Genomic DNA, 24,452 nt, shown 5'->3' on the forward strand with positions numbered 1-24,452 from the left:
GAACCCGGAAGCTAAGGCCTGGCACGGCAATGGTACTGCACCCGATAGAGTGTGGGAGAGTAGCACACCGCCGCATTCACACTTGATGAGGACCCCGGTCGAGCCACACGGCTCCCGGGGTCCTTTCTCATACCCACACAACACAACGACGAACCAAGCGACGAAAAACACCCAGCCGGAACACCGCCAGCAAGACAAAAACACCACGCATATTCAACAACTACACCACTTGTTACGGTTACTACCATGCATTACTTTGTCCCCAAACGCTGCACCGAGTCGAACAAGATCATGTATCACGACAAGGCGCAGGCTCAACAAGCGGCAGACCAAAGCCTGCGCGAACGCGGTGCGGAACTGTGGGTATATCGTTGCGAATACTGCGGTACGTGGCATCTGACCCATCGTGACCCGCGTAACAGTTATCGTGTGGTGCCGCTCAACCAGCAACTCAAGCCGCACTCACGCAAGAAAGGCTACAAGCCGCGCCGCCGATAGCGGGTGACGTGACGATCCGGCATCCAGGGACGCGATGACATGGCTATACGCACATCGATACGTAGACACAGCGTCTCGCATACACACAACCACGCTGGTTTTGTCAAGTCGTGGCTGGCCGACGAACAAGCATTGAAGCAATGCACTACGCGACGGTCATGCCGTATATCGTCGCACGATCGACGGCGGCAAACGTAACGTTCACCGCGAGTGCACAACGAGTGCGCAACGGGCACGCGATCAGTCGTTCCTGCGACGATGGCGACGATCGACGATCGCCTGCGAGCCGCGGTCCGACAGCTGCGACACAGCCGCGCCGACGGCCGCCGACAGCGCCGAGAACAGCACGCTCATCATCAGGCTTTCCTTTTCATCGACCACGCCGTCGCCAAACGAACCTGCGCCGGCCTGCGACGCAGCCTTGCGATTGCGGCCCAGACTACGGTTCCACGCGAACGTGAACAGTTTGCCGGCGACGAAACCGGCGACGGACGGCAGAGCGAACTTCAGAAACTTGTCGCCAAGGGAATCGGGGTCGTTGATTCGCTTCGCGCGCATGGCATCCACCTTCTCGTTGATCCTGTCGAACACGGCGATGATCTGATCGGCGGTCGACTCTGCCTGAACATCGGTCATGGTCAACATTATTTGGCGAGGTAGCGACGCGCGTGCGGGCGCGTGCGGGCGCGCGTGCAGACGTGCGCAGCTACGAATCGCCGTTAGGCGAAGGACCGAGACAGTGCACCTACACGTGGCGAGATACGGAAAACCGCATCGGAAGGGCTATGCGAGCGCTTGGAGTGCACCCACACGTGGCGGGATACGAAGGGCCGTCGGTGCGCGCACTTCAGTCACGCGTCCGGCACGAGCCCAGCTGTCCGCACAACCCAACGCGGACGGCTCCCGCCTCGGTCACGCATCCGTACACGAACGCCTACGGCAAAAACGAAGCAAACGATGCGAAACCCCGACGACGTGAGTAGAGTGGGGCGTATGAGTCAAACGAACAGTGGCAAGGCGGCCGCAAACGGACCAACCGGACAACTGGTACTGCTGCGGCACGGGGAAACCGCATGGAGCGTCTCAGGACAGCACACGGGCCGCACGGACATCCCATTGACCGAAACCGGCGTGCGACAGGCGCAGGATGCCGGCAAACGTATTCGCAGCCTGTTCCCCGAAGGGTTTGACAACGACTGCATGTTCGCCAGCCCGCTCAAACGTGCGCAGCAGACCGCGCGTCTGGCCGGATTCGAACCGCAGACGCTGCCCGCGTTGGCCGAGTGGGATTACGGCCGTGCGGAGGGCCGTACACGGCAGACCGTGGCGCAGATGCACGGCGGATCGTGGGACGTGTGGCGCGACGGTCCGGACGCGCTCGATCCGTCCATGGAAGGCGAATGGGAGGAGACGCTGCCGAACGGAGAACGGATCACCGTACGCAATGGCGCCGGCGAGTCGCTGCAGGACGTGTACGAGCGCGTGCAGCTGGCCATCGACCAGGCGATGCCGTTGCTGGAAGACGGCCGCAACGTGCTGTTCGTCGCGCACGCGCACGTCCTGCGCATCCTCACGTCCCGTTGGCTGGGCGTCGAGCCGCAGTTCGCACGTTTGCTGCGGCTCGACACCGCGCACTACTCGATCCTGTCCGTCTACAAGGGCGATCGCGTGATCGAACGCTGGAACTGCTGACGAGCCGTTGACGTACGCTGCCAACGTATGTCGATCGACAACATGCGCACTGCGGCGAACGCTGGCCGGTGACGTGCACGACATCACCGATATCGTGCACGTCGCAGCCGGCGTTCGCCGCCGTTTGCGTTCGTCGGCCAGCCTCGTGTCGCGTCCTCGTGCGTTCGTGCGCGTATGACGTCTGCGCGTAGTCTGCGCGTATGACGTCAATGACGCGCGCTACTGCAGCAGCCAGACGGACGCGTCGGACGGCAGAAGGCCGTCGACCAGCGGCACCGACGCGAGCACCGGTTCGCCGGACGGCAGTTCGATCGCGTCCGCACCGAAATTCGTGACGCTGACGAGCGCACGGCCGTCGTCGTCCGTGCTCGGCCGGCGGTAGGCGATCACGTCGTCGCCCATGTCCAGCCAGTCGAACGTCGACGTGTCCGCAGTCGCCGTCAGCAGGCCGGCGCGCAGCGACAGCACGCGACGGTACAGATTCAGCATCGACTCGGGATCCCGCTCCTCGGCGTCCGCGGCGTAGTCCTTGTACCACAGCGGCTGCGGCAGGTGCGGATCGGCCGCATGCGATCCATCCGGACGCGTGGCCGGCGAGAAGCCGAACGAGGCTCCCGTGCCGAACGCATGCTCGGACCGGGGTTCCGGCGACCAATTCGCCACAGCCGGCACATCCGTCGAATCCCACGGCAGCGGCACGCGGCAGCCGTCACGGCCCTTGTCGGTGAAGTTACGCAGCGTGTTGAACGGCGTCGGATCCTCAAGCCGGTCCCACGGAATGTCCGCGACCTCCGGCAGGCCCAGCTCCTCGCCCTGATACACGTACACCGAACCGGGCAGGCCCATCTCCATCAACACGGCGGCACGGGCGCGGCGCGCGCCCAGCTCGCGATCCTCCTCATACGAACCGCCGTTGCGCAGCAGCCAATCGTGCGCCAGCTGGTGATACGGCGCGCGCGTGACCTGCGGCAGGCCGTAACGCGACGGGCTGCGCGGCACGTCGTGGTTGTTCATCACCCACGTCGTCGTCGAATCGCCGGTCTCGGCCGCGGAATCCAGCCCCTCGGCGATCGCCGCGCGCATTTCGGCCGCGTCCCAGTTCGCCTTCGCGAACTCGAAGTTGAACACCTGGCCGAGCTCGTCGGTGCTCGCATACAGATGCTGATGCTCAGGCACCACCCACGCCTCGCCGACCGCGAACCGCGGCGGATCGTACTCGTTGAAGATCTCGCGCCACTCACGGTAGATGTCGTGCACCTCGGGGCGGTCCCACAACGGGCTCAGACCGTCGCTGGACAGCGCGTTCTGCACGCTGTCGGCCGGCTGGTCGGCGAGCGGGACGCTGTCGAGATCCTTGGCGAGACCGTGCGCCACGTCGATGCGGAAGCCGTCCGCGCCGTGGTCGGACCAGAAGCGCAGCGTCTTCGCGAACTCCTCGTGGATGTCCGGATTATCCCAGTTGACGTCCGGCTGCTCCTTGGTGAAGATGTGCAGATACCACTGGCCGTCCGGCACGCGCTCCCACGCGGGGCCGCCGAACATGGCCTGCCAGTCGTTCGGCGGCAGTTCGCCGTTCGACCCACGGCCCTCGCGGAAGATATACCGGTCGCGTTCGGGGGAGCCGGGAGCGGCCGCGAGGGCGGCCTGGAACAGCTTGTGCCTGTTCGACGTGTGATTCGGCACGATGTCGACGATGATCTTGATGCCGGCCTCGCGAGCGGCCGCGGCCATCGCGTCGAAGTCGTCCATGGTGCCGAGACGCGGGTCGACGTTGCGATAGTCGATCACGTCGTAGCCGCCGTCCGCGAGATCGGACGGATAGAACGGGCTCAGCCAGATTGCGTCCACGCCGAGCGTTTTGAGATACGGCATCTTCTCGGTGATGCCGGCGATGTCGCCGAGGCCGTCGCCGTTCACGTCCTTGAAGCTGCGCGGGTAGATCTGGTAGACGACCGCCTGCTTCCACCAGTCGTCGCGTGTGTTGTTCGACGTCATTGGAGTCTCCTTCCAGCGGGTCTGCTGCGGTTTCGTCGCGTTCGCGCCGTGGTTGCGGCGGCGGTTTTCGGCCGTGGCTTGTGGCCGCGGTTTGTGACCGGGACTGCGGCTGTGGCAGCGCCGTAGCCGTGACCGTGGTGGGGCGGCTGCTTGTAGCCGTGGTCGCGATAGTGGCTGTGGCCGTGGGTTGCGACCGTGCCGCATTGAGTCGCGTTGTGCCGCGTTGTGCCGCGTTGCGCGTGGGCGCGCGTCCCGTCCTCATGCAAACGATAGCAGAAGGGATTGGCGACCGGTCGGATGCGAACCGGGGACGTTGGGTCGGGATGGGGATACTCGGCGGGGCTGCCGGATCGTGACTGTCGGATCGCGCTCGACGAGCGGGCGTGCAAAGCGGTGTGCGAACCGTGCGGAATGGTTGTATACAAGGCTGGCCCCGCGTTGGTGAGTTGGTGAGGGATGGTCCGGCTTGTCGGATCAGGCTTGCCGGATCAGGGATAAATCAGTGGTTCCCCTGACCGTTGCGCCCGTTGCGGCATGGCAGTATGAAGATATGAGACTTTTGGGCAATATCGTGTGGCTGATTTTCGGCGGTCTGCTCCTGTCGTTGGGCTGGGCGATCGTCGGACTGGTGCTATGCGTGACGATCATCGGCATCCCGCTGGGCATACAGGCGTTCAAAATGGCCGAACTCACGCTCACCCCGTTCGGTAAGACCGTGGTGTATCGGGGCGGCGTCGGATCCACGCTGGCGAACATCGTGTGGATGGTGCTGGTCGGCGTGTGGATGGCGCTCGGGTATGTGGGTGCCGGCTTGGTCAACTGCCTCACCATCATTGGCATCCCGTTCGGCATCCAGTCGTTCAAGATGGCCAAACTGGCGCTGTGGCCGTTCGGCGCGGACATTGTGTCGCTGTGAGTGCTGCCATACTGCCGTGCGATGAGAGGGTCTGATTTTCGCTGCGATATCGCGCGACACGCCGAAGATTGCGTGACTGATGATATGGGTGTATCTTAATCGATTGTCTGCGAGTGTGGCGGAATGGTAGACGCGCTGTCTTCAGGTGGCAGTGAGTGTATGCTCGTGGGGGTTCAACTCCCCCCACTCGCACGCAGGGAGAAAGCCCCGAATCGTTGGAATATCAACGGTCCGGGGCTTTTCTGTATCTGTCGGGCGCAGGAAGACCCTACGCAAAATGTTTAGATTTCCCCACATTCCTGTCCGGTTGGCCCGTCGGCCCGCCGTTGGAGGCCGGGGTGGCGGCGGATGTGGGGAAACAGGCAGCATGAACAGGCCTTGGCGGAACCACGGACATGGCCCGATGACGAAAGTGGGGAAATGGACAGCATCAAGCCCGCCGATGACGGGCGTTCATACTGCCTGTTTCCCCACTTTCGGCTCGATATCCTGAATGTGGGGAACCAAGCAGTACGAACGGGATCGGAAACCGGCGTGTCGCGTCGCAATTTCCCCACTTTCGGATACGGGCGTGCGTAAAAGTCTCATTTTCCCCACATTCGGATATCTTCCGTTGCGGGCGGTCGGCCCGAGACGGCCCGAGACGGTCAGGCGCAGTTGTTGAATCACCCAGACACTCACCCCAGCAGCGCGGCGATGATGAAGATGAACACGGGGGAGGAGAGGGTGCTGAGCAGGATGCCGTCGCGGGCGAGGCGCGTGCCCGCATCGTAGCGCGACGCGTAGTTGTACACGTTCTGCGCGGTCGGCAGCGCGGCGAGGATCACGCACGCGTACAGGTCCGTGCCGCGGAATCCCATCATGAAATAGGCAAGCAGGAACGCGGCCGCCGGCATCACCGCATTCTTCAGCAGCGCAGCCGTAATCGTCGCCGCATAATCGGCGCCGGCTCCGAACGGCTTCGTATTGCGCAACGACATGCCGAACGCCGTCAGAATCAGCGGTACCGACGATCCTCCGACGATATTGATCGGATCGTACAGATAATCCGGCACGACGAACCAGCCGACATGGTCGCTGATCGCGGACGTGACGATGCCCAGCAGCACGCCGATCAGAATCGGCTGATGCAGCGGCTGGCCGACGATCGTGCGTACGCTCACCGTGTCCTTGGACGACAGGTCGAGCATGGTCAGCGCGACCGGCGTGAACAGGATGCCCTGGATGAGCACGATCGGCGTGACCGCGGTCGGATCGCCGAGAATGTACGTGGCGATGGGCAGGCCGATATTGTTCGCGTTCATGAACATGGAGATGAGCACGCCGATCGTCGCGTCGGCGAGTTTCAGCCGGAAGCATGCGGCGTTGATCGCGAGAAATATCGCGCCCGTGATCGACGCGCACAGGATCGCGACCAGGACGCCCGTCTTGAACACGTCCGCAAGATGCTCCTTGGACAGCAGCGCGAACATGAGGCACGGCGTGGACACGAAATAGCTGAAACGATTGAGCACCATCTGCGCGGTCGGGCCGCCGATCTGGCAGCGCGCGGCGATATAGCCGATGAGAATGATGATGCCGATGACGCAGAACCCCTGCATCGCCGCGATAAGACCCATACGCTCCTCCGTTCCCCGCATCTCGGGCGGCTCTCCGAACGGTGCTTGCCGAACGGTGCTTGCCGAACGGTGCTCTCCGAACGATACTCATTATGCGCAATGCCGCGCGCGTCCGCCCGGCGCCGGCGACGATAATGGACGACATGATGAACGCGAATTTCGACCCGCTCTCCCAGCGCTACCCCTCCCAACGATTCCCGATCTACGCCGACCGGGCCATGGTCAACTGCTCCGAACCGCAGGCGTCGGCCGCCGGTCTGCAGGCCATCCTCAAAGGCGGCAACGCGTTCGACGCGGCCGTCGCCGCAGCGGCCGCGCTCACCGTCGTCGAACCGACGTCCAACGGCCTCGGATCGGACGCATTCTGCATCGCATGGAGCGCTCGCGAGCAGCGACTGATCGGCCTCAACTCGAGCGGTCCGGCGCCGCAGGGCATCTCCATCGACCGGGTCATCGCGGACGGCAACGTCACCGCGGACGGCCATATGCTGCGCTTCGGCTGGACGCCGGTCACCGTGCCGGGCGCGCCCGCCGCATGGGCCGCGCTGAACGAACGCTACGGCCGGCTCACGCTGTCCGACGATCTCGCGCCGGCCGTCGACTACGCGCGCAACGGCTACGCGGCGAACCCGAACCTTGCGTACTGGTGGAAGCGTTCGGCCGACGCGTATCGCCGGGAGAACGCCGGCGGCCGATTCGACGACTGGTTCCGCACGTTCACGCGCGGTGCCGACCAGCGCACGCCGCAGGCCGGCGACGTCGTCACGCTGCCGGATCATGCCGACTCGCTGGCCGAGATCGGCGCGACGAACGCGCGCTCGTTCTACGAGGGCGATCTGGCGCGTGCGATCGACGCGGCAAGCCGTGCGGCCGGCGGATACCTGCGCTACGACGATCTGGCCGCGTTCCGTCCGCGCTGGGTCGATCCGATGCGCCTCGACTATCGCGACGGCTGGCAGGTGTGCGAGATCCCGCCGAACGGACAGGGCATCGTCGCGCTTATGGCGCTCAACATCCTGCGCAATTTCGACGTCGCCGGAACGGATCGCGCGCTCGCCTACCATCGGCAGATCGAGGCGATCAAAATCGCGTTCGCGGACGCGTTCGACGTGGTCACCGACCCGGATGATACGAGCGTTGATTACGCGCGTTATCTTGCGCCCGAATACGGTGAGGGGAAGGCGCGGCTGATCGGCGAGACCGCCGAAGTGCGCACGACGCGCACGCCGTCGACATCCGGCACCGTATACCTGTGCTGTGCGGATGGCGAAGGCAACATGGTCTCGTACATCCAGTCGAATTACATGGGATTCGGGTCGGGGATCGTGGTGCCCGGCACCGGCATAGCATTGCAGAACCGTGGCGCCGATTTCGCGCTCGACCCGTCGCTTGCGAACGCGCTCAAGCCGGGCAAGCGCACGTATCACACGATTATTCCGGGGTTCCTGATGCGCGACGGCCGGCCGGTCGGGCCGTTCGGCGTGATGGGCGCGTACATGCAGCCGCAGGGTCACGTGCAGGTCGCGATGAACGCGATCGACTTCGGCATGGACCCGCAGCAGGCGCTCGACGCGCCGCGCTGGCGGTGGGATCGAGGCAACGCGACGCGCGTGGAGACGCGGTTCGACGCGGCGATCGCGCGCGAACTCGCCCGGCGTGGACACGACATGAGCATGAGCCTGGAGACGGCCGACTTCGGCCGCGGGCAGATGATCATGCGCGTCGGCGACTGGGATGGTGCGGCTGTCGGTGTCGCAACCGGTTCCGGCTGGGGCGGGCGCTCGCTGGTCGGCGGCACGGAATCACGCACCGACAGCAATATCGCCTGCCTGTAGCGCGGTCGTGCGGCCGTCGCCGATCGGTTGTTGCCGATCGGCCGCCTTGCACGGGTACCCCGCGCGGTGGGGTACGATGGCGGTCGGATGACGTTGTGCCCGGATGATGCGGCGTTTTCCTCGCAAAGTTCGCATGATGCCGTCGGGCGTGCGAACTTTACGAGGAAAAAAGGGTGTGAAACCTCGCAAAGTTCGCATAGGTCGCGAAATCGTGCGAACTTTGCGAAGTCCGGATCCGATCAGCCGCGCGAGCCGTGCGCGTAGAAGCGGGCGAGCGTCGCGTCGCGGAACTCGTCGAAATAGCCGCCGTCGATCGACGCGCGGATGTCGTCGAGCAGCTTGATGAAGAAGTGCTCGTTGTGGATCGTCGCCAGCGTGAACCCGTTGAACTCGCGGGCGCGCAGCAGATGATCGACGTACGCGCGCGAATAGTGCGTGCACGTGTAGCAGTCGCAGCCCTCCTCCAAAGGCCCGAAATCGGACTTGAACTCCGCGCGCTTGACGTTGTAGCGGCCGTCGCGCGTGAAGATCGCGCCGTTGCGGCCGCAACGGGCCGGAGCCACGCAGTCGAACGTGTCGCCGCCGTTCTCCACGCACGCGAAGATGTCGTCCACCGCGGCGATGCCGAGCACGTGGCGCGGCCGGCTCTCCGGCATCGCGTCGCAGATCCACGCGCAGGTGTCGCCGATGATGCGCTTCTCGATCGCGCCGCCGATGCCCACGCCGTCGAAGTCCAGCGAGGCGATCTGCTCGGCCGCATGCCGGCGCAGATCCTCGTAGTTTGCGCCCTGCACCACGCCGTACAGTGCCTGATACGGCTTGCCGAGACGCGCTTCGGTCAGTCGCTCGTGCTCGGCGACGCAACGCTGCGCCCAGCGGTACGTGCGCTCCACCGACTGCTCCTGATAGCGCCGCGTGTTCATGAGCGTCGTCAGCTCGTCGAACGCGAACATGATGTCCGCGCCGATCTTGTGCTGGATGCCCATCGAGATCTCCGCGGAGAACCTATGCAGCGAGCCGTTGAGCGGCGACTTGAACGTCACGCCGTCCTCGTCCACGAACGCGAGGCGCTCCTTGCCCTCGGCGATCACGTCGTCCGACTTCATGCCGGTCACGTCCATCGCCAGCGTCTTCTTGAATCCGGCACCGAGCGAGAGCACCTGGAAGCCGCCCGAATCGGTGAACGTCGGTCCGTCCCAGTTCATGAACTTCGCAAGTCCGCCGGCCGCGTCGAGCACGTCCTCGCCGGGGCGCTCGTACAGGTGGAAGGCGTTCGACAGCATGCACTGCGCGCCCTCCGCCCTCATCGTCTCCGGCAGCACGGCCTTCATTGCGGCCTGCGTGGCGACCGGCACGAACGCGGGCGTATGGATGTCGCCGTGCGGCGTATGCAGGATGCCGGTACGGCCGTAGCGCGCACCGCCGCGGCCCTTGCCGTCCGCCGCATCGGGCAGTCGGGTGATGGTTTCGAAGCTGAATGCGCTGCGATCGCCGGGCTTGCCGGGCTCTGCGCCGCGCGGATGATCCAAAAGACTCGTCATGCGATTCACTCTAGGCGAAGCCCGGTAGGAAGCTCAACCGGTGTGTGTGGGTAGATGTGTTCGGATAACGTTCGGATAACGTGCGGCCTGTGCATGGTGTGTGACCGGCGGTTTATCTGCGGCGGTGTCCGGAGCGAGGTCCGGGCTGCAAACATCTATCCGGCTTACGTGTAGCGGTCGAGGGAGAAGAAGCCGAGTAGGGAAGCTTGGAAATCCTTGGTTTTTCGGGCTTCCGTACTCGGGTTTGTTGTTCTTGGCCGCTACACGTAAGCGAGATAGCGATCGGTAAGTGGCTAAAACCGCTACACGTAACCGGTGTACCGGTGTAATTGGCCGAAGGGTTGAGCGGGCCTATTGCGATAATCGAAAGACAATTCGATTACTCCTTCCAACAAACATTCAGGAAACTTCCAGAGCAAGTATCTTTACTCTTAGGTAGCAGTTCACCGGGCCGATCATCCGATCACAGGGAGCTAAAACGGAAGCCCGGCAACAACCTAAGGAGCAACAATGGCTGAAGAGAACAACAACTGGTACGCCGGTGGCGACCAGAACGCGCAGCCGCAGACTGCCGACGGCGCGAGCAACACGACTTCCACTTCCAACACCAACGACGACAGCAACGAGCAGCCCACCGTGGCGTTGCCTACCACCCCCGACAACGGCGAGCAGCCGACGGTGCAGATGACGCCCGCCCCGGCCGCCCCGGCTGCTCCGGCCGCTCCGGAACCGTCCGCGAACGACGTTCCGAACTATGCGGCGGCGGCCGGTGAAACCACGGTCGTCTCCAACGACGGCAACAATGCGGCCCCGCAGGGCCAGCCGGCCTCCGAAAGCGCTTCGGGCCCGTACCGTCCGGCACCGGAATACGGCGCCTACGGTCCGACCCCGACCGCGAACCAGCCTGCCGGCAACGCCCAGCCGCAGGGTCAGCAGAACCCGCAGGGCCAGCCGACGCAGCCGTTCGGCGGCCTGTTCGGCCAGGGCGGCCCGTTCGGCCAGCCGCAGGGCACCCAGCAGAACGGTGCCGGCCGCAACCCGTACGGCAACCCGTTCCTTGCCGGCCAGCAGCCGCAGCAGGGCGCGCCGAACCAGCAGCAGAACAACGGCGGCTACCCGCCGATGCCGCCGTTCGGTCAGAATCCGGGTCAGCCCGGCCAGCCCGGCCAGCCGGCCGGCAAGTCCGGCGCCAAGACCGCCAACGGCGTGATCGTCGCGGTCGTCGCCGCGCTCGTCTCCGCGGCGCTGTGCCTCGGCATCGGCTGGGGCGCGATCACGTACGGCTGGATCACGGTGCCGACCAGCAGCTCGCTGTCCAGCGTGAACTCCAACAAGTCCGGTTCCGGCACAGCCACCACCAAGAGCGGTGAGGCCGTCGACTGGACGTCCGTCGCATCCAGTGTGTCCGACTCCGTCGTGTCGATCACGACCACGTTGAGCAACGGCGAGGCGAAGGGCTCCGGCGCGATCCTCGACACCGAGGGCCACATCGTGACCAACAACCACGTGATTTCCGGCGCCCAGTCGATCCAGGTCACGCTCGCCAACGGCAACATGTACACCGCCACGGTCGTCGGCACCGACACGACCACCGACCTCGCGGTCATCAAGCTGCAGAACCCGCCGAGCGACCTCAAGGCCGTCACGTTCGCCGACTCCGACGAACTCGCCGTCGGCGAGGCCGTCATGGCCATCGGCAACCCGCTCGGCTACGACGACACCGCCACCACCGGCATCGTCTCCGCGCTCAACCGCCCGGTGACCGTCACCGACGACAACAACAACGAGATCTTCACCAACGCGGTCCAGATCGACGCGGCCATCAACCCGGGCAACTCCGGCGGCCCGACGTTCAACGGCGCCGGCCAGGTGATCGGCATCAACTCGTCCATCGCGTCCACCGCAAGCTCGTCCGAATCCGCCGGCTCGATCGGCATCGGCTTCGCGATCCCGGCGAACCTCGTCAAGCGCGTCGCCAACGAGATCATCAAGAGCGGCTCCGTGACGCACGTCGCGCTCGGCATCACCGTGACCACCGGCACGGCCACCGCCGACGGCGTGACCCGCTCCGGCGCGAAGATCACGGCCGGCACGTCCGGTTCCGCGGTCGTCTCCGGCAGCCCCGCCGACAAGGCCGGACTCAAGTCCGGCGACACGATCGTCGCCTTCAACGGCAACGCGGTCACCAGCCACTACGCGCTGCTCGGCTTCGTGCGCGCCGCGGCGCTCGGCGACAAGGCCACGCTGACCATCGTGCGCAACGGCAAGACCATGGAAGTCGACGTGACGCTCGATCAGGAGGAGTCCGCGGTGACCGGTTCGTCCAGCTCGTCCGGCTCGTCCAACGGCAACAGCCAGAACAACAACAACGGTAACGGTTCGAACGGCTACGGTTACGGCAACGGTAACAGCAACGGCAATGGTAACAGCGACGGCGGCACCGGCGACAACGGCGGCCTGAGCGATCCGTTCGGCATGTGGTAAACCGCTGGGCTGTGTGCCCGGCCGGGTGTGTCCGGCTGGGTGTGCAGCCTGGACGGCTCCGAGGAAACGGCCATAACCAAGTCCCGATGACACTGTCGGGATGCGGTTATGGCCGTTTCTTGTCTGTGCGCTGTCGCGGCGTTCGGTCATCATGGAACCGTCATAACTGAATATGTCATCTTTACGCCGTGTATCGGAAGGTCGCGCGAGGCGCTCGCAAGAGTGCCGGGCAAAGCCGCCGGTGGGTTAACAAGGCGTGACTGAACCGCCGATCGAGGCCGGTCACGCGACTGCATACCCGCTTCTCGCGCCGCCGCCACGATCGGCTCCGTATGCGAGCGTAAGGAGCAATGATGAGCGATATCATCATCAGATTCTTCAAAGCCGTCCTCCGCATCTGCCGATTGGTGCCGATGCTGCCCGTGGTCGTCGTGTCGGCGCTGCCGTTGGCGTTGCTGGGGCAGTGGCGGCCGTGGTTTGCGGCGGGCAGTGCGATCGGACTTGGCGGTGTGTCGGTTGGGTCGGATGTGCCGACTCCGTCCGGAACGTCGCCGGTTGCCGTGCCCGGCGCGCCGGTCGATCCCGTGAACCTGCCGATACTGGGCGATCCCGGCGTCGGACAGTGGCTGATCATCGCGCTGGTGCTGATCGTCGTATTCGACACCGTGCGCGGCATGATCGACGACATCCGTCACGGCCAGGTCGGCGTCGACCTGCTGGCCGTCGTCGCGATCCTGTCGACCGTCGCGGTGCGCGAATACTGGGCGAGCTGGGCGGTCATGCTCATGATCTCGTCCGGCGAGGCGATCGAGGAATACGCGCAGGCCAAGGCCGAGCACAGTCTGAACGCGCTGCTGCAGGCCGCGCCGCAGACCGCGCACGTGGTGACGTTGCCCGGCGTCAGGCGGGGCGGCGATCGCGGCGGCAGCGGGCGCGATCGCGGACGTGACGACGATCATGTCGTCGCCCGTGCCCGTAACATCACCCCGGCCCGTAACATCACCCCGGTGAGGGAGGACGGGTTCCGTCCGGTATCGTCCGCCTCGTCCGCCGACGTGGCCGCCGACGACATGTGCGTGCTCGTCGGTCGATCCGCCGAAGGCTGCGTCGAAGTCGCCGACGAGATCGCGCGGCGTCGCCGTGCCATTGCGGCGTCCCGATTCGCCACGGTACCGGTTGACGACGTGCGTATCGGCGACGTGATCATCGTGCTGCCCGGCGAAACCGTGCCGGTCGACGGCGAACTCATGTCCGTCTCCGCCACGCTCGACCTGAGCGCCATCAACGGCGAGCCGGTGCCGCGCGAAGCGTTCGCGGGCGCGCGCGTCATGTCCGGCGCGGTCAACGGCGCGACCGCGCTCACCATGCGCGTGACTCAACGCGCCGCCGACTCGCAGTATCAGCGCATCCTCGCGCTCGTGACGTCCGCGCAGGAGTCGCGGCCGGCGGTCGTGCGCACGGCCGACCGGCTCGCCGTACCGTTCACCGTGCTGTCGCTGCTCATCGCGGGACTGGCGTGGGCCATGTCCGGCGTGCCGACGCGATTCGCACAGGTGCTCGTGCTCGCGACGCCGTGCCCGCTGCTCATCGCCGCGCCGGTCGCATACATCGCGGGCACCGGGCGACTGGCGGCCTCCGGCGTGCTCATCAAAACGCAGGACGTGCTCGAACGGCTCGGACAGGTCACGCAGGTGTTCTTCGACAAGACCGGCACGCTGACGGTCAAACAGCCGCAGGTCGTGCGCGTCGAGATGCTGCCGGGCGCCGGGACGCGGCTGGACGAGGACCATGTGCTGATGATGGCTGGCGTGGTGGAAGGCTATTCGGTGCACATCCTTTCGCGCGGCATCGCGGCGGCCGGGCGGGCCGCGACGGAACGGCTGCGGGCGCGGTTTGCAGCCGGGCAGCAGGAGTGCCCTGATCCGGGGGCGGCTCGGCTGGCGGCCGGGGCCGTTTTGGCTGTTGGGGATTCGGGTACGGCTGCCGGGGAGGCTCGGGCGTCTCGGATGTCTCGGGCGTCTCGGATGGCTGGGCTGGCCGGGGCTGCTGGCTCGGCGTCCGGAGCCGCCGGGGCGACCGGGCACGGGCCGGATGCGGATGCGCCGGTGGTGAAGAACGTGCGGGAGGACGCCGGCAAGGGCGTATCCGGTGAAGTGAACGGCCATGTGGTTCGCGTCGGACGACTGTCGTTCGCGAACGCCCGTGACGACGGGTTCCAGCCGGTGCAGCCGGCGGGTATCGGGGAGGACCCGTCGGGGAATGGCTCCGCCGAGATGCTGCACGGGCATTCGTCCGTGGCGCAGGATGCCGAGTGGCCCGGGGTGCGGGACGACGTACCGGAATCGGGGAGTGCCGCCACGGAAGCGGGAACGCTGGCCGGACGCAATGCCGGTGTCGGGGAGCATGCCGGTTTGGCCGGCGCGACTTTGTCGACGGATGCGGTCGTTCGCGCGCGGTTCGGGATGCTGGAACCGGACGAAATGGCGTCGTACGTGTCGATCGATGGTCAGCTGATTGCACGCATCGTGTTACGCGACGTGCCGCGCGCGAACGCCCGGGAGGCGTTGTCGCGGCTGCACGCGCTGGGCGTGGGGCGGCTGACCATGCTCACCGGTGACAAGCGTGCGTCCGCCGAGATCATCGCCCGCGAGGTCGGCATCGACGAGGTGCATGCCGAACTGTTCCCGGAGGATAAGGTCGCTGCGGTGCGCGATGCGGGAACGGCGACCAAGGGCGGAGCCGGCGGATTTGGGGCTGCGGATGTCGTAGACGACTCAGTCGGGGCGCCCGGAGCGGAAGGACTCCGGGAAGAGGCCGGACGGCGTCGTGGCTTCGCCCGAACCGCGACGAACGGCGAGGTCACGATGATGGTGGGCGATGGCGTGAATGACGCGCCGGTGCTGGCCGCGGCGGACATCGGCGTGGCCATGACCGATGGCACGTCCACGGCCGCCTCGGAATCCGCGCAGGTCGTCATCATGAACGACGACATCGCCGCGGTGCCACAGGCCATCGCCATCGCACGCCGCACTCGGCGCGTGATGCTGCAGGCCGTGTTGCTGGGGCTTGGACTGGCGGTGATCGGCATGGTCGCCGCCGCGTTCAACCTCATTCCGATGGTCGTCGGTGCTTTCCTTCAGGAGGCCATCGACGTGGTGAGCATCCTCTGGGCGCTCACCGCCCTGTTCGATCGGGATGAATGATGCCGAAGGCTCGTGTGTGACGAGTCGGTTTGACGATTGAGAGGCTGAAATGGAGGTCTGTCAAGGTCGGTTTGACGATTGAGAGGCTACTTGGGAGCCCTGATCGACATGATCGGCACGGAATATACCCCCATTCATACTATTTCAGGGGTTATCGTCGAAAGCGACAGCCTCTCGATCGTCGAACTGACCCGTGGAAACCGTCGTTTTAGCCTCTCAATCGTCAAACTGCCGGCGAATTGAGACGTGAATGGTGCAAATCACGCTGCAACACCGACAAACCGCCTGCACCGTTCGCAGCAAAGTCCTGATGCGCCGTTCGTTGCTCGTCGGCCGCGTCAAAATCACCCCTTCCGCGATTCGGAGGCTTGCGATAGGCTGGGACGCGTGACTGAAACTGTGAATACCAACGAGAATGCCGCCAACGAACTGCGCATTGCAGTGATCGGCGCTGGCCCGGCCGGCGTGTACTCCTCTGACATCTTCCTGCGCCAGCTCAAGAAGCTCGGCGAGGAGCTCGGTCTCGGCACCAAGGCCCGCATCGACCTGTTCGAGAAGCTGCCCGTGCCGTTCGGCCTGGTCCGCTACGGCGTGGCCCCCGACCACCCGTCCATCAAGTTCATCGCCGACGCGCTCGAGAAGACGCTCGACAACCCCGACATCCACCTCTACTGCGACGTGGAGTTCGGCAAGGACGTGACTCTCGACGAGCTGCTGGCCCGCTATGACGCGGTCCTGTTCGCCACCGGCGCGGTCAAGGACAAGCCGCTCGGCCTGCCCGGCGCCGACCTCGACGGCGTGTACGGCGCCGCCAAGTTCGTCGAATGGTACGACGGCTATCCGACCGGCGCCCGCGAATGGCCGCTGACGGCCGAGAACGTGGCCGTGATCGGCGGCGGCAACGTCGCGATGGATGTGGCCCGCGAGCTCATGCGCAACGCGGACGACCTCAAGGCCAAGACCGACATTCCGGACAACGTCTACGAGGGCATCCAGGCCAACAAGGCCAAGGTGCTCCACCTGTTCATCCGCCGCGGCGTCGCGCAGGCGAAGTTCAGCGTGCAGGAGCTGCGCGAGATGGAGAAGCTGCCCGGCGTGCAGCTCATCATCAACGAGGACGACTTCGAACTCGACGACGACACCATCGAGGTGGCCGGCAAGGACAAGCTCACCCGCCAGATGGTCGAGGAGCTGTTCACGATCCGCGAGATGGCCGAGGACATGGAGGACGACGGCGACGTCGACTTCGAAGGCAACCCGGCCGACCGCAAGTACTACATCCACTTCAACTCCGCCCCGACCGAGGTCCTCGGCGAGGACGGCAAGGTGACCGCGATCCGCGTCGAGCGCACCGAAACCGGCGCCGACGGCAAGATGCACCGCACCGGCGAGTTCACCGACTACCCGGTCGAGGCCGTGTACCACGCGATCGGCTACAAGCCGGCCGAAGCGCCCGGCATCGTGTACGACGAGAAGGGCGCCCACTTGGCCAACGCGAATGGCGACGGCCGCATCACCACCGCCGCGGACGGCGGCGAGGTGCGCGAACGCCTGTACGCGACCGGTTGGGCCAAGCGCGGTCCGGTCGGCCTGATCGGCTCGACCAAGTCCGATGCGCTGATGATCGTGACCAACATGCTCGAGGATCTCGCCAAGGCCGCGGAAGGCGGTCGCGTGGCGGCCGACCGCGACCCCGAGTCGATCGACCGACTGCTGGAAAGCCGCGGCGTCAAGCCGATCGATTTCGCCGGCTGGAAGAAGGTCGACGCGTTCGAGCGTGCGGAAGGCGCGAAGGAAGGCCGCGAACACAAGAAGGTCATCGACCCCGATCAGATGCGCGCGCTCGCGCACGCCTGAGCCCAGAGGCCCGACATGCGAGTCGTCTACGCCGGACTCGCTGACGGGTAACGACGAGCACGCAGGGCGGTCGCCACCGGCAAATGCCGTGGGCGGCCGCCCTTCGTATCGCCCGGACTTGCTGCGTTTCTCCTTGGTTCATGTGGATCCGTTGTCGTGGGTGCCCAGCTCTGGTCTAGGCATCGCGAGATAACGCGATACCGGGATGAGCGGGTGCCTGCGCGAGGACACTGCGTGGCGGCACCTTATTCGCCAAGTTTTCAGGTTGTTGTCAGGGCACGCGGCAACAAGGCCGCGTATATTAGTGCGGGAATCACCGTGTAGCAATAGTTCGGAAGTATCATGTCGCAGCCCAATCGCCATCATCGGCCGTCCCCTCCCCGTCACGAACGTAGTGAACGCGACGCCGGGAACGCCCATCATATGATGCGCACGTGGGCGGCGAACCTGGTCCAGTCGCCGGTGTATCGCCGCCGCGTGCTGCGCGTCGCCGGCGCGACGCTCGCGGTCACGGTCGCGATGTGCGGCGGCATGCAGTACCTGTGGCGTGATGCGGCTGGCGATTCCGCAACCGTGACGGCCAAGGCCAAGCAGGCCACCAAGACGGCCAAATCCTCCAAGACCTCGCAGGACTCTTCGGCCGCCGAGGCCCAAGCCAAACCGACCCCGACCGAAACTGCACTGGACGGCATCGGCCAGATCGACGGTTCCGCGCAGGTCTCCACGGTCGGCTTCACGCTCGACACGGACACGCAGGTCCAGCTGGAAGACGAGCTGAACACGTTCGCGGCCTACGGGTACGGCGTCTCATTCGTGCTGGTCGACATGACGTCCGGCAAGACGCTCGCCTCGTACGCGGACGCGGCGCGATACTCGGCGTCCGCGATCAAAGGCCCGTACGTGCTGTCGCTTGCCGAAACGGGCACGATCGACCTGACCGCGGCGTACGAGGCCGCGACCGACGACGATGCGACGACGCAGTATCTGATCGATCAGACGATCACCGTGTCCAACAACGACACATACAAGGAACTGCACGACACGTACGGCACGGACGCGTTCGCGACGTGGGCGAAGTCCGCGGGCGTGTCCGTGGACGTGACGCAGGGCTCGTATCTGAACATGTCGGCCGCGGACCTCGCGCGAATGTGGGCGAAGGGATACGGGTACCTGTTCGGCTCGGCCGACACCGGCTCGGCCGACACCGGTTCGGCCGGCTCCGACGGTGCGGATTCGGCGGACGGCGACGCCTCGGCCGGCACGTCGACGGCGGGTTCCGGCAGCGCGGGCACCTCCGCCGACAACACGACCCAGACCGCCTCCGATCTCGACTCCGCCGCGCGGCAATGGCTGGCCGGCGAATACTCCGACACCCTGAACTCCACGATCCACATGGCCCTCGGCGGACAGTATTCCGTGTACACCAAGGCCGGTTGGATCAACGGCGAAGGCGACTACTACGCGCTCAATGACGCCGGCATCGTGCGCTCGAGCTCCGGCGACTACGTGCTGGCGGTCATGACCAGCGCCGCCGACGAATACGAACTGGTCTCCGGCCTGGTCTCCATGCTCGACACGATTCACTCCGCGTCGATGACCGCCTGACCTCCATGCCCCTCGCCATAGACCAACGCTAGCTGGACCCTTTGCGTTGGTTTACGGCGAATAAAGCCGCTGGCTGGCCGGGAACCAATGCTGGTGAGACCCTTTGCGTTGATTCATGGCGAATAGGACCGCTCTGCTCGCCGCAAACCAACGCTTATGGGCCCCTGTGTGTTGGTTCATGGCGGGCGGGTTGCTAACTGGTCATGGGCCAACGCCCAACCGCCGATTTGCGTTGGTTTATGGCCAGTGGGAGGCCGGTGGGAGGCCGGCGGGAGGCCGGCGGGAGACCGGCGGGAGGCCAGTGAGAACCCGCACACAAAAGCGGGTTACGCCTGTGGCTGATGCGACGGCAATATCCGGCATGCGCCCAGCCAACATCCAGACAGTGAATTTACTGTGTGCATTATGACTGGCAAATTGCAGGTGCACGGCCATTGCAACGGCCTGAAGACAACGCTGTTGTTCGCGTTGATGTGGGGCATCATCATGCTCATCTGGTGGGCCACCGGCGGCCAGCGCAGCACGCTGAGCATCTACATCGTCATCGGCCTGGCCACCACGTTCGGCTCCTACTGGTTCTCCGACAAGCTCGCCATCGCATCCATGCGCGCCCGCGAGGTCAGCGAACAGGAGGCGCCCGCGCTGTACCGCATCGTGCGCGAGCTGAGCGCGAAGGCCGGCAAGCCGATGCCGCGCATCTACATCGCGCCCACGATGAGCCCGAACGCGTTCGCGACGGGACGTAACGAACGCCACGCGGCGGTCTGCTGCACGCAGGGCATCCTGCAGATGCTCAACGAACGTGAGATCCGCGGCGTGCTCGGCCACGAGCTCATGCATGTGTACAATCACGATATTTTGACGTCGGCGATCGCGTCCGCGATGGCGACGGTGATCACGTACCTCGGCTATTCGCTGATGTATTTCGGCGGCTCGCGCGACGATCGCGACGGCGATTCGGGCGGCGCGCTCGGCGCGGTCGGCGTGCTGCTGAGCATGATTCTCGCGCCGATCGCCGCGTCGCTGATCCAGATGGCGATCTCGCGCACGCGCGAGTACGACGCGGACGAGGACGGTTCGCGCCTGACCGGCGACCCGGAGGCGCTCGCGTCCGCATTGAACAAGATCTCGTACGGGACGGCCGCGAATCCGATGCCGCAGACGGCCGGCACGCAGTCGGTGGCAGCGATGATGATCGCGAACCCGTTCTCCGCGGAGGGGCTGTCGAAGCTGTTCTCGACCCACCCGCCGACCGATCAGCGCATCGCGCGGCTCATGCAGATGGCGCAGGAGATGCGCGCGCAGTCGGTGGGCATGAGCGGGTATGCCCAGACGCCGCAGGTGCGGTATTAGTTGGCGGCGTAGTACTGGGCTTGGGCTTGCCAGAGTTGGTGGTATTTGCCGGACTGGTCGCTGACGAGCTGGTCGTGGGTGCCGTATTGGACGATGTTGCCGTGGTCGAAGACGGCGATGTCGTCGCAGAACTTGCATGACGACAGCCGATGGCTGATGTATACGGCGGTTTTGTTGCCGGCGATCTCGTCGAACTTCGCGTAGATCTGCGCCTCGGCGATCGGGTCGAGCGCGGCGGTCGGCTCGTCGAGGACGATGAACGGCGCGTCGCGATACAGGGCGCGCGCGATCGCGATCTTCTGCGCCTCGCCGCCCGACACCTGCACACCCGACTGGTCGAGATCCTTGTACAGGCTCGTATCCAAACCGTGCGGCATGGACGCCAGCCGGTCGCCGAAATCGGCCTTGTCTAGGCAGTCGGCGGCCAGTTCTCGATCGTAGCGGGCCGCGCAGGCCACGTTCTGGCCGAGCGGCAGGGCGAGCAGTTGGAAGTCCTGGAAGACGACCGCGAAGATGCGCAGGTACTCGTCGTACCGGTACTTGCGGATATCGATCCCGTTGAGCAGAATCCGTCCCTCGGTCGGATCGTACAGTCGGCACAGCAGCTTGATGAACGTGGTTTTGCCGCTGCCGTTCTCGCCCACGACCGCAAGCCGCGAACCGACGCGGAACCTCAGGTTCACGTGACGCAGCGCCCACTGGTCGTCCGCGGCGTTTGGATAGCGGAACGACACGTCGCGGAACTCCACGTCGTACTGCCGGTCCGTACGCTTCTCCGTCGTGAGCGACCCCTGATACATCGTGTTCGGCGTATCGAGAAAATCGAACACGGTCTTCAGGAACGGCGCGTTGTTGCGCACGCGGCCGGCCGACTTGAGCAGCGTGGACAGTCCGGTGAACGCCGTCGTGATCGCGCCCACGTACTGCGTGACCGAGCCCACGCCGAACGCGCCGCCCCACGCCTTCAGACATACGAACGCGTACACGACGCCGATCAGCATCGTGGAGACCGCCACCGACAACGACTGCCACAACGTGAGCGGCCACAGTACGCGGCGCATCGCGGGGGAGTGCGCGTCGAACGAATTGTTTGCACGCCAGAACGGAATGGCCACATGCTCGAACTGGCCGTACATGCGGCAGTCCATCGCGCGCTTGTCGTTCGCGAACGAGGCGCCGAAGAACGCGAATACGCGGTTGCCGAACCGGCCGTCCTCCGCGAAACCGACCCAGAAACCGTCGCCGTGCGCGTAGCAGGCGGACGACAGCACGACGACGCCAGCCAGCACGACGACCATCAGCACGGCGCACCATGGGCTGTTCAACAGTGCGAGCTGACCGCCGGACTCCGGCACGGGCGACGTGAACAGCGACACGGACAGTGCGACGCCGCCCGCGATCTGGAAGAGGGCGGGCAGGGCCTCGTTCAGCACCTGCACGGATTCGGACAGGCCACGACCGTTGAAATTGTTGTTCTGGCGGATGCTGGAAACCGTGTCGTACGTGCGCTGGTCGTCGGCGATCGGAAAGTCGAGATCCATGAGCTTGTCCGCGACCGGCAGCCTGCCGCTGACCGGCAGCATCTCGTCCTCCGCCTGCTTCCAATGATGGCAAACGGCGCCGGCCAGCGCGAGCGCAATCGTGGTCGCGAGGATGAGGATCACCCACGAGCGCAGGGCGGCCGGGTCGCGCCGGCCGGCCAGTTCGTTGATGAGCTGGGCGGAGCACCAGATGGTCGCGTACGGGGCGGCCGCCTGACATAGTGCGTCCAGCACGGTGGCGAGGAGCCAGTTGGGCTGCAGCCTCCACCACAGGCCGAGCGCGCGCAGCTCGTAGCGCCACGGTTGCGGGCGGGCGGTGGATGTGCCGGATGTTTCGGTATGTGTTGCGTTGCTCATTGCTGTCGACCTTCTGCGATTGCACCGGTTGTGCCGGCGGTCGTACCGGTGCCGTCCGCATCATCCCGGTAGTACTTGCTTTGCACGTTGAAGAGCCGCGCGTAGTCGCCGCCGGCGGCCAGCAGCGACTCGTGGGTGCCCTGTTCGCTGATGCGCCCGTCCTTCATGAACAGGATGCGGTCGCAGAAACGCGTGGACGCGAGCCGGTGGCTGATGAACACGCTTGTGCGGCCCGCGGTCATACGGTTGTAATGCTCGTAGATGTCGTTCTCCGCGATCGGGTCGAGTGCGGCGGTCGGCTCGTCCAACAGCAGGATCGGCGCGTTCCGGTACAGGGCGCGGGCCAGCATGAGCCGCTGCGTCTGCCCGCCGGACAGGTCGACGCCGTCCTCGTAGATCCGCCGGCCGATATGCGCGTCCAGACCGCCGGGCAGGGACATGATCTTCTCCGTGAGCCCGGCCTCGTCGAGGCACTCGCGCACGCGGTCGCGGTCGAAGCCGTCCAATCGCTGCGCGACGTTCTGCGCGACGGTCGTATCGAGCACGGAGAAATCCTGGAACACGGCCGCGAACAGCGTGTAGTAGTCGCGCCGGTTATACTCGCGGATGTCCCGTCCGTCCAGCAGGACGCGGCCGGCGGTCGGGTCGAGGAAGCCGCACAGCAGCTTGATCATCGTGGTCTTGCCTGCGCCGTTCAAGCCGACCACGGCGATCTTCTCGCCCGGCCGAATCGTCAGATCCACGTCGTGCAGCGTATCGCGGTCCGCGCCCGGGTAACGGAACGAGACATGGTCCAATCGCAGCTCGTACAGGTGACCCGGCCGCGCGACGAGCCGCTCCCCGCCGTCCAGATCGTACGGTTCCGGCCAATCGAGAAACTCTCGGATCTGCGCAAGCTCCAGGCTCTCCTTGTTCAGTTCGGAACACTTGTCGAGCATGCCGGTGATCCACGTCGCAAAACCGCCGACCGCCGTGAAATACAGCAGAAAACGCGACGCAGGCAGATCCTGCGCCAACGTCAGCCAGATCAGATACGCGTACGCGACGCCGTTGCGTGCGAACGTGAGCACCACGTCGATCACGTTCGCCCACACGTACATGCGCTCGCGATGCGCGTAGAACGCGCGCAGCGTGCGTATCGCGCCCGCGCGCAGCTCGACGATCCACGGACGCAGGCCGAAGATACGCAGATCCTTCGCATATTCGCGCCCGCTCGCCACGGTCTGCAGATAATCGAACCGGCTGAACGCCGTCTGCTCCTCGTCGCGGTGACGATACCCCCACTCGTTGATCCGCCGGCCGGACAGGTAGCCCGCCACGGCCGTGACCAGCACCAGCGCGATCAGCCAGCCGTTCAGACCGGACAGCACGGTCAGGTAGACCACGAAGCCGATGACGTTGGTGAGCAGCTCCGTATACGTGGTCCACACCCGCTCGCTCGGACTGTAGTTGCCCACGCATGACTGCGTGGACTTGCGCTCCTTCGCGCGGAACGACGAGTCCAACGTGTTGATATACGACGTGCTCGCGGTTTTCAGCCCGATCTTCTCCAGCAGTCGGACGCGTACGGAAATGCGGCCGAGCGACGTGTACGTCTCGCACAGGTCGTAGCCGGCCGCCAGCAGCACCAGCAGCAGCGTGAAGCCGACGATCGCCAGCAGCAGGTCGTCCAGCGGCGCGTGCGTTTCGATGCGGTCCAGGACCGTTGGGGCGATGAACATCTCCGCCGTCGTGTGCGCGGCCGCCGCCACGGCCAGCACCGCCACGAACACCGGCACGCTGGGGACCGCCTCGCGCGCCAGCCGCAGCATGAACACGGTGTTGTTCCAGACGGAATAGTGCCTGCTGCCGGACGGCGGGTCGGGGGTGTCGTTCGTCTTGGTCATCGCGGCTTCCTTTCGTTCATCTACCATCCAGTGATAGCCCGCGATCGTGCGATGCGGGCGGAATCCGTGA

15 protein-coding genes, 1 tRNA gene and 2 pseudogenes are annotated in these 24,452 nt (G+C 65.4%); 12 read left to right on the plus strand and 6 right to left on the minus strand.

Going from position 1 to position 24,452, the window contains the following annotated elements:
• Nucleotides 1-246: 246 nt before the first annotated feature.
• Nucleotides 247-498 (plus strand): hypothetical protein, encoded by a 252-nt coding sequence (locus tag JS533_RS05310; RefSeq protein WP_241513452.1) that lies wholly within the window; start codon nt 247-249, stop codon nt 496-498.
• Between the two features lie 240 nt (nt 499-738).
• Here JS533_RS05310 and JS533_RS05315 read toward each other — a convergent pair whose 3' ends face one another.
• Nucleotides 739-1,134, minus strand: a complete 396-nt coding sequence (locus tag JS533_RS05315; RefSeq protein WP_241513453.1) for a DUF4235 domain-containing protein — start codon at nt 1,132-1,134, stop codon at nt 739-741.
• A gap of 357 nt (nt 1,135-1,491) precedes the next feature.
• Between JS533_RS05315 and JS533_RS05320 the strand changes: the two genes are divergently transcribed.
• On the plus strand, nt 1,492-2,190 hold the full coding sequence (locus JS533_RS05320) for a histidine phosphatase family protein (RefSeq protein WP_241513454.1): 699 nt from the start codon (nt 1,492-1,494) through the stop codon (nt 2,188-2,190).
• Between the two features lie 219 nt (nt 2,191-2,409).
• Here JS533_RS05320 and JS533_RS05325 read toward each other — a convergent pair whose 3' ends face one another.
• The gene (locus tag JS533_RS05325; protein ID WP_241513455.1) at nt 2,410-4,185 is read right to left on the minus strand and encodes a glycoside hydrolase family 13 protein; all 1,776 of its coding nucleotides are present in this window, start codon (nt 4,183-4,185) and stop codon (nt 2,410-2,412) included.
• 550 nt (nt 4,186-4,735) lie between these two features.
• Here JS533_RS05325 and JS533_RS05330 point away from each other — a divergent pair.
• Nucleotides 4,736-5,101, plus strand: a complete 366-nt coding sequence (locus tag JS533_RS05330) for a YccF domain-containing protein (RefSeq protein ID WP_241513456.1) — start codon at nt 4,736-4,738, stop codon at nt 5,099-5,101.
• A 109-nt stretch (nt 5,102-5,210) separates the two neighbouring features.
• Nucleotides 5,211-5,293, plus strand: a tRNA-Leu gene (locus tag JS533_RS05335).
• A 485-nt stretch (nt 5,294-5,778) separates the two neighbouring features.
• Here the strand turns inward: JS533_RS05335 and JS533_RS05340 are convergent.
• Nucleotides 5,779-6,720 (minus strand): AEC family transporter, encoded by a 942-nt coding sequence (locus JS533_RS05340; RefSeq protein WP_241513457.1) that lies wholly within the window; start codon nt 6,718-6,720, stop codon nt 5,779-5,781.
• 143 nt (nt 6,721-6,863) lie between these two features.
• Here JS533_RS05340 and JS533_RS05345 point away from each other — a divergent pair, with 143 nt between their 5' ends.
• Complete coding sequence (locus tag JS533_RS05345; protein WP_241513458.1) at nt 6,864-8,555, plus strand: gamma-glutamyltransferase family protein; 1,692 nt, start codon at nt 6,864-6,866, stop codon at nt 8,553-8,555.
• A 239-nt stretch (nt 8,556-8,794) separates the two neighbouring features.
• Here JS533_RS05345 and tgt read toward each other — a convergent pair whose 3' ends face one another.
• Nucleotides 8,795-10,096, minus strand: coding sequence for a tRNA guanosine(34) transglycosylase Tgt (gene tgt / locus JS533_RS05350; RefSeq protein WP_241513459.1), 1,302 nt, complete (start codon nt 10,094-10,096; stop codon nt 8,795-8,797).
• A gap of 510 nt (nt 10,097-10,606) precedes the next feature.
• Here tgt and JS533_RS05355 point away from each other — a divergent pair.
• The 7 genes and pseudogenes from JS533_RS05355 (at nt 10,607) to htpX (ending at nt 20,598) form a co-directional block, all read left to right on the plus strand.
• A complete protein-coding gene (locus tag JS533_RS05355; RefSeq protein WP_241513460.1) occupies nt 10,607-12,580 on the plus strand; it encodes a S1C family serine protease in 1,974 nt (657 codons plus the stop codon).
• A 353-nt stretch (nt 12,581-12,933) separates the two neighbouring features.
• Nucleotides 12,934-14,796, plus strand: a pseudogene (locus JS533_RS05360) (HAD-IC family P-type ATPase); the annotation flags it as partial.
• Between the two features lie 231 nt (nt 14,797-15,027).
• Nucleotides 15,028-15,783 (plus strand): annotated as a pseudogene (locus JS533_RS13850) (HAD family hydrolase); the annotation flags it as partial.
• 108 nt (nt 15,784-15,891) lie between these two features.
• Nucleotides 15,892-16,026 carry a hypothetical protein gene (locus JS533_RS13700; RefSeq protein WP_274619180.1) on the plus strand — a complete coding sequence of 45 codons (135 nt, stop codon included), beginning with the start codon at nt 15,892-15,894 and terminating at the stop codon, nt 16,024-16,026.
• Nucleotides 16,027-16,170: 144 nt separating this feature from the next.
• Nucleotides 16,171-17,640: an FAD-dependent oxidoreductase gene (locus tag JS533_RS05365; RefSeq protein WP_241513462.1), complete on the plus strand. Its 1,470-nt coding sequence runs from the start codon at nt 16,171-16,173 to the stop codon at nt 17,638-17,640.
• A 423-nt stretch (nt 17,641-18,063) separates the two neighbouring features.
• Entirely contained in the window at nt 18,064-19,245 is a 1,182-nt protein-coding gene (locus JS533_RS05370; protein WP_241513463.1) for a serine hydrolase, read from the plus strand.
• Between the two features lie 405 nt (nt 19,246-19,650).
• Nucleotides 19,651-20,598, plus strand: a complete 948-nt coding sequence (gene htpX / locus JS533_RS05375; RefSeq protein WP_241513464.1) for a zinc metalloprotease HtpX — start codon at nt 19,651-19,653, stop codon at nt 20,596-20,598.
• Here htpX and JS533_RS05380 read toward each other — a convergent pair.
• Both JS533_RS05380 and JS533_RS05385 read right to left on the minus strand, forming a co-directional pair.
• Nucleotides 20,595-22,496 (minus strand): ABC transporter ATP-binding protein, encoded by a 1,902-nt coding sequence (locus JS533_RS05380; protein ID WP_241513465.1) that lies wholly within the window; start codon nt 22,494-22,496, stop codon nt 20,595-20,597. The two genes, htpX and JS533_RS05380, sit on opposite strands and share 4 nt — an antisense overlap.
• The gene (locus tag JS533_RS05385; protein ID WP_241513466.1) at nt 22,493-24,382 is read right to left on the minus strand and encodes an ABC transporter ATP-binding protein; all 1,890 of its coding nucleotides are present in this window, start codon (nt 24,380-24,382) and stop codon (nt 22,493-22,495) included. Before JS533_RS05385 ends, JS533_RS05380 begins: the two co-directional genes overlap by 4 nt.
• Nucleotides 24,383-24,452 lie beyond the last annotated feature (70 nt).

Source organism: Bifidobacterium amazonense, from assembly GCF_018555435.2.
GTDB classification, from domain to species: Bacteria; Actinomycetota; Actinomycetes; order Actinomycetales; family Bifidobacteriaceae; genus Bifidobacterium; species Bifidobacterium amazonense.

What these genes read in the sequence shown, in the direction of transcription:
- JS533_RS05370 (WP_241513463.1), top strand. Translation starts at nt 18,064, where the DNA reads ATGATGCGCACGTGGGCGGCGAACCTGGTCCAGTCGCCGGTGTATCGC.
- JS533_RS13700 (WP_274619180.1), top strand. Translation starts at nt 15,892, where the DNA reads ATGATCGGCACGGAATATACCCCCATTCATACTATTTCAGGGGTTATC.
- htpX (WP_241513464.1), top strand. Translation starts at nt 19,651, where the DNA reads ATGACTGGCAAATTGCAGGTGCACGGCCATTGCAACGGCCTGAAGACA.
- tgt (WP_241513459.1), bottom strand. Translation starts at nt 10,096, where the DNA reads ATGACGAGTCTTTTGGATCATCCGCGCGGCGCAGAGCCCGGCAAGCCC.
- JS533_RS05330 (WP_241513456.1), top strand. Translation starts at nt 4,736, where the DNA reads ATGAGACTTTTGGGCAATATCGTGTGGCTGATTTTCGGCGGTCTGCTC.
- JS533_RS05340 (WP_241513457.1), bottom strand. Translation starts at nt 6,720, where the DNA reads ATGGGTCTTATCGCGGCGATGCAGGGGTTCTGCGTCATCGGCATCATC.
- JS533_RS05355 (WP_241513460.1), top strand. Translation starts at nt 10,607, where the DNA reads ATGGCTGAAGAGAACAACAACTGGTACGCCGGTGGCGACCAGAACGCG.
- JS533_RS05345 (WP_241513458.1), top strand. Translation starts at nt 6,864, where the DNA reads ATGATGAACGCGAATTTCGACCCGCTCTCCCAGCGCTACCCCTCCCAA.
- JS533_RS05380 (WP_241513465.1), bottom strand. Translation starts at nt 22,496, where the DNA reads ATGAGCAACGCAACACATACCGAAACATCCGGCACATCCACCGCCCGC.
- JS533_RS05320 (WP_241513454.1), top strand. Translation starts at nt 1,492, where the DNA reads ATGAGTCAAACGAACAGTGGCAAGGCGGCCGCAAACGGACCAACCGGA.
- JS533_RS05385 (WP_241513466.1), bottom strand. Translation starts at nt 24,382, where the DNA reads ATGACCAAGACGAACGACACCCCCGACCCGCCGTCCGGCAGCAGGCAC.
- JS533_RS05315 (WP_241513453.1), bottom strand. Translation starts at nt 1,134, where the DNA reads ATGACCGATGTTCAGGCAGAGTCGACCGCCGATCAGATCATCGCCGTG.
- JS533_RS05325 (WP_241513455.1), bottom strand. Translation starts at nt 4,185, where the DNA reads ATGACGTCGAACAACACACGCGACGACTGGTGGAAGCAGGCGGTCGTC.
- JS533_RS05310 (WP_241513452.1), top strand. Translation starts at nt 247, where the DNA reads ATGCATTACTTTGTCCCCAAACGCTGCACCGAGTCGAACAAGATCATG.